The following is a 6,197-nucleotide window of genomic DNA, read 5'->3' on the forward strand; positions in this document are numbered from 1 at the left end:
AAGCTCACTGGCAACCGTTAGGCGTGGGAGCTGCCTTATTTTGGGACAGATAAGCGCTGTGGAGGCCGTTAGGTTTGCGCTAACTTTTTCTAGCTAGGGCATCCCCGGTTTTCATACTGGTGCAATCGCTTTATATCCACTATAATAAGATAGAAGTCACAATTTAAACGTTTCAATTAATTGGACACGCACTTCGCGTGATCGAACATAAGATAGGAGTGCTTCTATGTCGGCTAATACTCAAACACAGCAAGGGACGTCTCCAGAGATTTTGACATTTGGCGAAACGATGGCGCTGCTCATGCCTTCCGGTGGCAAAGGCCTGGAGTACTCGTCGGAGCTGCACAGCTTGTTCGGCGGGGCGGAGAGCAACGTGGCGATCGGCATTTCGCGCCTTGGCGGCAGCGTGGGCTGGTTCGGCAGACTGGGCAAGGATCCGCTGGGCCGGATGATTTTCAAGAAGATTCGCGGCGAAGGCGTCGATGTCTCACGTGCGGAGCTGACAGCGGAAGCACCGACGGGGCTGATGATGCGCGAAGTCCTCATGGGCAAAACGTCCGTCTACTACTACCGGAAAAACTCGGCTGCCAGCCGGATGGGCGCGCAGCACTTGGATGAGTCCTACATCGCAGGGGCGAAGCTGCTGCATCTGACCGGCATTACGCCGGCTCTGAGCGAGTCCTGCCGGGAGGCGGCGTTCGAAGCGGTGCGTCTGGCGCGGAAGCACGGCGTCAAGGTCAGCTTTGACCCGAACCTGCGCCTCAAGCTGTGGAGCATCGAGGAGGCGCGTCCGGTGCTGCTGGAGCTGGCGAAGCTGGCGGATATTTTCCTGCCGGGTCTTGACGAGCTGAAGCTGCTGTACCAGACGGAAGATTGGGATACGATCGTGGCCGAGCTGCGCAAGCTGCCGGGCGTCTCCATCGTCAAAGGCGGCGACAACGAGACATACGTCGTGACGCAGGACGAGATTACGGCTGTGCCTTATTTTAAAGCGGAACATGTTGTGGATACCGTTGGGGCTGGGGACGGCTTTTGTGCGGGCTTTTTGGTCGGCGTGCAAAAAGGGCTCTCGTACCCGGAAGCGGTCCGCATCGGCAATCTCGTCGGCTCGATGATCGTGCAGACGGAAGGCGACTGGGAAGGCGCACCGACGTGGGAGCAAGTCGATGCCGTACTTAATGACGTTAAACATATTGAACGGTAATCGTAATCGAATTTATATAACCCGATAAGGAGATAACCAATATGAAAAAAATCAAATTGCTGCAGCAAATTTCGAGTGAAGGCGTCGTTGCCGTGCTGCGCGGCGAAACACCGGAAGAAGTCGTTGAAATGGCCGAGCAGGCCATTGAAGGCGGCATCAAAGTCATCGAGGTGACGATGACCGTGCCGTTCGCGCTGCGCGCGATCGAGGATCTGGCGAAGCGCTACTCCTCCACAACCCAGGATGCGTCCAAGTTCGCCATTATCGGGGTGGGCACCGCCCTTGACCCCGAGACGGCGCGTGCCGCCATCCTGAGCGGGGCCGAGTTCGTCGTCGGCCCGTCTCTGAACCCGGCAACGGTTACGCTGTGTAACCGGTATCGTGTGCCCGTCATGCCCGGCTGCATGACGATCGCCGACATCCAGGCCGCGCTGGAGCTTGGCGTGGACATTGTAAAGCTGTTCCCCGGCAATCTCTACTCGCCGGCGATGATCAAGGCCATCAAAGGTCCGCTGCCACAGGCGAACATTATGCCAACCGGCGGGGTGTCGCTGAGCAACCTCGGCGAATGGATCAAAGCCGGCGCCGTGGCCGTCGGCATCGGTTCCGATTTGACCAGCGACGCGGTCAAAACCGGCGACTACAGCCTTGTCGCGAAGAAGGCTGCCCAATATATCGAAGCGTACCGCGCAGCGAAGCAGTAGGCTTAGGAAAGCGCCCGTCTTGAGTGGGCGGCGCTCACAATACGTGAGGGTGCACAGCCCTCCGACCGCATCACAATGGAAACCCTTGTACATCAAGGGTTTTTTTTGGTATGTTCTGAGTAATTGGTGAATTGAAAGAGAGCTGTACAGGAGGAATCCCAAATGAAATTAAAAACAAAAATAATAGCCATTACAGCCTACCTAAACAATGAAAAGACCGTAAAACAACTCCGGATAGAACTTAATATTCCTGTAAATTAATTCAAAAATAGCTGAAGTAGACCGACTTTTTATGATGCGGAAGAGGTGGAGTCCTCTGCATCATCCAAGAACGCCTTATCCTGATATTTCACAGCAATTATAATATCTGTGAAAATTTTTCAAGTAGTAAATCGAATGTTGTAGCGTTTTTATGAATCTTAGATAACTGTTTCAAGCCATGTGCACCGTGCTGAAAAAATAAACCAACCCCATTGAGATCAAAGTCCAAGTGTTTATCGGGGAGAGACATCCGCTGAGCCATTGTGGCGTGGTAAACCAATGATTTTAGATAGCATTTGGGTCGCCAGTTCGTCCGAGTTCCCATATAATACAGATACCCTACAAGCAAACTATCGTCCTCATACCCTTGTTTGCCTTTAATGAATCGGGTATCATAGCCTCCAATCTCCCGTAAAGCGTTAGCTTTATGAACAACAGGATGTACGAAACCCTCATGTACTTCATTACGGGCTGAATCCTCCAATAACTTAATTAATTCTTCTATGGTTTCTGGAATTATTGCGCTATTTCCTATTGGTTGAAGTTCTCCATACTGTGTTAGAATCCCAGGTGAAATCATAGGTTCATCGGAATTCTCCAATAAGTCAAGCAGTGGCTCATACCAATTTCGGGGGAACACCATATCTACATGAATCTCAGATATATAATGAACTTCCTTAAAGTGATTCCAAATGTATTCGAAACAGGTTTGCCTAGCCTTGGCAATCCCTACATTCGTACCATTGCCAAGAATTACAGATGGTAATTGGAAGCTAGATAATAAATGATTCAATTCGTCATTACTTAAACAACCTTGATTATAGATAACAACAAAATTGTCATCCGAGGATTGTAAGCTTTCAAAACAGTTTTTAGCCATTCTCAAATCTTCGTTATAGGATGAATCACCACGAATTAATAACGGCATTGTGTGAATAATCTTCATACTCCATAGCAACTCCTTCATGAATGCACGCCTACGTTAAATATGAAGTTATGATATATCAGTAGTAGTTATGGATTGATCCTCCTCAGATAGGCATTTCAGTAGTGCTTCCCTTGGAGGCAAGTAGGAGGAAGATAGAAGGATAGATTTCTTATAAGCATCTTTGGCATCATCAATGCGATTCATTTTTTCAAAACAAACCCCTATATAGTACCAGGCTTGAAAAGTTCCAACACCATGCAATACAAGATGATTTAAGTATTTCTCACCCAGATTTATACAGTGCTCGAAGGCAGCTAAGGAGTCTGAATAGTTTTCTTTCACTAAAAGAATGATCCCTTTATAAAAATGTAAGTCTACATAGTCGGGGTGAAGTTCGATAGCTTTTTGAATACCTGGCCAAGCGGTGTCAATACTACCAACACTCAATAAGATCGAGTACTTTAATTTGTATAGAAGCGAGGGAGGAGAAAGTTGTTTAATCAAAAATTGTAGTATGGACATATTGACATACTGAAATGCTTTTTCATATTCCCGAATGCGATAGTATTCACTTGCCATATGATAAGGAATCCATGGGTCGTAATCCGATTTTTTCATTTCGTTTTCTAAAATAGTCATGTTTCGTTGAGATTTATTTTTACGCCGAACAACAGGATCAAGGTAGCCGTAATGATAAACTTTTATTGGCAGGATGGGAATTTGATTCGGAGGGGGCGTATCGAGAATTTCATGAATTCTATTTTTGAACTGAATTCCTTTACGGTTACGGAATAATCGGGTATGAGCAATGAGGTAAGCATTGTCTAGCTGCACTTGTTCTCCCATATAATTGACTAAATGTATGGAAAAGAAGTCATGTTCATCCTGATCTAATGAATGAAGGAGAATCTGACCACTTTTTTGATCGAGCTCTTCATCAGCATCAAGCCATAGTATCCAATCTCCATTAGCTTCGAGCAGCCCACGGTTTCTTGCAGAAGCGAAATCATCCATCCAAGGAAATTCTACAATTTTTGCGCCAAAGGAACGACATATGTCAACGGTGTGGTCTGTTGACCCTGTATCCACGATAACGATTTCATCCACTGTATCTTGAACACTTCTCAAACAGTTTTCGATAAATGCTTCTTCATCCTTAACAATCATACATAAAGATAACGTCTTTTTTTTCATTATTTGTTCCTCTTCGATGGATTTTGTAAGGTGAGAAAGGCAATCGCCTAGATCTTTGCATATATTGAAGGGTGCCCGAGCCGAACGTTAATAAGATTGGGGGTAGTCTGAAGGTCACCTACCCCTGACTTTTTCAGTACTACGGAGTAATGCCGATTAACGCCAAAACATCTTCCAATTTAAATTGGAGCAGCATTTCTTTTTTTATTACATCACGCAAGGTGAGACGAACACTACTATTTATTGCCAACAGATTGTCGAGTGTCACGGTTACTGGTGAGTAAGTGTTCAGCGTTGGTGTAAGAGTACCTAGAACGAATTGAATCTTTTCTGCTTCTGCATTGACAATGTGAGCTAATGCAAGCTCTTCTAACGCAATGGAAGAGAGCAATAATGGAACAGTTTGACCAACCGTTAAATTGATGACTGGGGAAATATTTGGGATATTTGCTTGTGACAAAATTTGCCCCTCCTCTCCATGTTTTTATGTATAGTATGTCAAACGCATATCCGTGAGACGGCGAGTGCCTAAAAATGGGATATGCCATATTTTGTAAAACTGTTATTATTGCTTTTGACTGGAGCTGAATGACTTGAGTATGCCAACGATTCCACCTGAAAACAATCGCCCCTCACTAGATGAGGTTTTCATTGATCTTCTTAAATCAATTGCTTTGGAAGAGACAGCGATATCTCATTTGTTGAATGCCGAAGCTGAGAAGATGCAGGCTTTTGTTGGTAAGGAGTTAGATTTCCCCACTTGTCCTTCTAACGAGGACATCATTAATTTCAATGAAACAGTTTCCCAATTTGTAGACGTGTTAGTGATGAAAGAGTGGCTGTTGCTCCGTAAATTAGAAAATATATTGCGGGCTGCACGTAAGCAATCGCATCATTTCGAGTGTGAAGAAGAATGATGTTATGCAAAAAGTAGAACATGATCTGAAAATTGACGAGATCAGTGGGCAGATATGGGATACGGTAAGCTATTTGGAAGAAGCGGTAATTCATCAGGCAGAGGCTGTTTTGTTTTTCATCGAAGCAAGCTGTCAGCGCGGAATAAACATTTCAGGATTTCTTTGGGATGAGTCAAATCACATGTTAGAAATGTTACTGCAGATGCAGGAAATTTTATTAAAAAAAATAGTCCTTTATAAGAAACAATTTGGATCCTATATAAATAAACAACAATATCAATCCTCTCTTAAATGCTCTTCTCTATTAAAATTACGTAAAGCTATTCGCCGTTATCGAGACACAATGTCTCAGTATTTAGGGAATATTGAGTTTTATCGGCTTTTTCGCAAATTGGAAATTTATTATCGAAAAAAACATAATTTACTCACAAGAATGGAAGTTAAGCCCCCAAGAAGAGGACCATTACTATTTACTAAGGAAGTCAAGCTATCTAAGACAAGTTTAAAGTGAGAGTGTGGATCCTTGTAATTTAGAAAGGTATCTACACTTACCTATACAAATGACTTTGCGTGGGAATACCCTGTAGAAGCTATGATGAATTAAGGGGGGGATTCCTTGTCAGAACCGAATATTCCCAATATTACGCCACTATTTAGTTTAAATCGTGAAGACGTCATCAATTTACTTCTCGCATCTATTGGTTTGGAGGAACTAGGGTTAAGTCACATCATTAATGCTGAAGCTGAGAAAATTCAATATGCACTTGGGACATTACCTGGTCTTACAATACCTTCATCCATTCAGGATATATTAGCAGTAAATAGCAGTGTGCAAGGAGTTTTGAGGGATTCTATTACGAAAGAAGTAATTTTGCAGAATAAATTGCAATCTATTCTTTCGACACCGATATCAGTTGGTCCAACAGGTCCAACAGGGCCAACTGGACCATCAGGCGGTCCTCCAGGTCCTACAGGAGCAACGGGAGCAA

Annotated in this window: 7 protein-coding genes and 2 pseudogenes; 5 read left to right on the forward strand and 4 right to left on the reverse strand. The window is 44.5% G+C overall.

Features of this window, described 5'->3' with window-relative positions; translation table 11 throughout:
* The first annotated feature begins 226 nt into the window (after positions 1-226).
* Both EJQ19_RS31370 and EJQ19_RS31375 read left to right on the forward strand, forming a co-directional pair.
* Positions 227-1,204 carry a sugar kinase gene (locus EJQ19_RS31370; protein WP_126145136.1) on the forward strand — a complete coding sequence of 326 codons (978 nt, stop codon included), beginning with the start codon at positions 227-229 and terminating at the stop codon, positions 1,202-1,204.
* Positions 1,205-1,245: 41 nt separating this feature from the next.
* Positions 1,246-1,908, forward strand: coding sequence for a bifunctional 2-keto-4-hydroxyglutarate aldolase/2-keto-3-deoxy-6-phosphogluconate aldolase (locus EJQ19_RS31375; RefSeq protein ID WP_126145137.1), 663 nt, complete (start codon positions 1,246-1,248; stop codon positions 1,906-1,908).
* 358 nt (positions 1,909-2,266) lie between these two features.
* Here EJQ19_RS31375 and EJQ19_RS31380 read toward each other — a convergent pair whose 3' ends face one another.
* From EJQ19_RS31380 to EJQ19_RS31390, 3 genes are all read right to left on the reverse strand, one after another.
* Positions 2,267-3,115, reverse strand: coding sequence for a glycosyltransferase (locus tag EJQ19_RS31380; protein WP_126145138.1), 849 nt, complete (start codon positions 3,113-3,115; stop codon positions 2,267-2,269).
* Between the two features lie 48 nt (positions 3,116-3,163).
* The gene (locus EJQ19_RS31385) at positions 3,164-4,291 is read right to left on the reverse strand and encodes a glycosyltransferase (RefSeq protein WP_241243171.1); all 1,128 of its coding nucleotides are present in this window, start codon (positions 4,289-4,291) and stop codon (positions 3,164-3,166) included.
* Between the two features lie 139 nt (positions 4,292-4,430).
* The gene (locus EJQ19_RS31390; RefSeq protein WP_126145139.1) at positions 4,431-4,751 is read right to left on the reverse strand and encodes an alpha-helical endospore appendage domain-containing protein; all 321 of its coding nucleotides are present in this window, start codon (positions 4,749-4,751) and stop codon (positions 4,431-4,433) included.
* Between the two features lie 139 nt (positions 4,752-4,890).
* Here EJQ19_RS31390 and EJQ19_RS31395 point away from each other — a divergent pair, with 139 nt between their 5' ends.
* The 3 genes and pseudogenes from EJQ19_RS31395 to EJQ19_RS33135 form a co-directional block, all read left to right on the forward strand.
* Positions 4,891-5,208, forward strand: coding sequence for an alpha-helical endospore appendage domain-containing protein (locus EJQ19_RS31395; RefSeq protein WP_241243172.1), 318 nt, complete (start codon positions 4,891-4,893; stop codon positions 5,206-5,208).
* A gap of 4 nt (positions 5,209-5,212) precedes the next feature.
* Positions 5,213-5,719: a hypothetical protein gene (locus EJQ19_RS31400; RefSeq protein ID WP_126145141.1), complete on the forward strand. Its 507-nt coding sequence runs from the start codon at positions 5,213-5,215 to the stop codon at positions 5,717-5,719.
* 192 nt (positions 5,720-5,911) lie between these two features.
* Positions 5,912-6,049 (forward strand): annotated as a pseudogene (locus EJQ19_RS33135) (alpha-helical endospore appendage domain-containing protein); the annotation flags it as partial.
* Here the strand turns inward: EJQ19_RS33135 and EJQ19_RS32975 are convergent.
* Positions 6,010-6,197, reverse strand: a pseudogene (locus tag EJQ19_RS32975) (hypothetical protein); the annotation flags it as partial. The pseudogenes EJQ19_RS33135 and EJQ19_RS32975 sit on opposite strands and share 40 nt — an antisense overlap.

The sequence above is a fragment of the Paenibacillus whitsoniae genome (assembly GCF_003955665.1).
GTDB lineage: Bacteria > Bacillota > Bacilli > Paenibacillales > NBRC-103111 > Paenibacillus_E > Paenibacillus_E whitsoniae.